This window comes from Rhodococcus sp. P3_B8 (genome assembly GCF_056402775.1).
In genome coordinates, this window is the sequence record NZ_JBFUGT010000674.1 from 1 (window position 1) to 843 (window position 843).

At 64.0% G+C, this 843-nt stretch carries 1 protein-coding gene and 2 pseudogenes; 2 read left to right on the forward strand and 1 reads right to left on the reverse strand.

The window, feature by feature from the left end; genetic code table 11:
* A pseudogene (locus AC1D1G_RS45660) lies at positions 1-197 on the forward strand (CapA family protein); the annotation flags it as partial.
* A 66-nt stretch (positions 198-263) separates the two neighbouring features.
* Here AC1D1G_RS45660 and AC1D1G_RS45665 read toward each other — a convergent pair.
* Positions 264-452, reverse strand: coding sequence for a hypothetical protein (locus tag AC1D1G_RS45665; protein WP_283353187.1), 189 nt, complete (start codon positions 450-452; stop codon positions 264-266).
* A 166-nt stretch (positions 453-618) separates the two neighbouring features.
* Between AC1D1G_RS45665 and AC1D1G_RS45670 the strand changes: the two are divergent.
* Positions 619-843 (forward strand): annotated as a pseudogene (locus AC1D1G_RS45670) (serine/threonine protein kinase); the annotation flags it as partial.

Sequence of the window (843 nt, forward strand, 5' to 3'; positions counted from 1 at the left end):
CGCTGGACGCGCGCACGCACGAACTGCTCGAGCTACGAATGGTGCCGATGAGATCCCGGCGGATGCAACTGCAACGCGCGTCGACACGTGACACCGAATGGCTGCGGCGGGTCCTCGACGGGATCAGCCGCGGCTTCGGCACCCGCATCGATGCAGGCGACGACGTCCTCGTCGCCCGCGCGAGGCACGCGAAGTAGAGACCGTCGGGGTACCTTCCGCGGCGCCCGAGTCGAAATCGGACGCCGCCGAAGAGTGGAATCAGGTTACCGATCAGCGTCGACGCCGCCGCGAATCCAGTGCTGGATCCGCCAGATCACGTTGTACAGATTCCACGGTGCGACGTCGTAGGTGTCCCACGGCTGACCGACGTGTGCGGTCCATTCGGGAATCCGCCCACAACAGATCCGGTGATCCAACACGGAATAGAGTGCATTGCAGAATGCAGTACGCATCAGGCTTCTCCTGAGTCGGGGCGGTCCCGGACCGGGACTAGCCTAGGTGCGTTCTGCGCATACGAGCACACTACCGGGCTCCAACGAGAACCTATGGCCCCCACCGCCTAGAATTTCGGGTGCACGGACCCGCAGACGCGGCAATTTCGATCGGCGGAGAGTGGCAATGCAAGTTGGAGCGCTATTCGGGAGATACCGGCTGGACCGTTCGCTGACGGTGGATGTGAGCGGCGAGGTCTGGGCGGCGTTCGACACCGTCACGTCCCGGCRGGTCGTGGTGCGGGTGCTGCCGCCGGATGCTACCGAGGACGACGAATTCTGCGAACGATTCGAACGGGATGTCGGAATCGCGGCGCAGATCCGGAACCCGCACATAGTGCCGATCCACGAT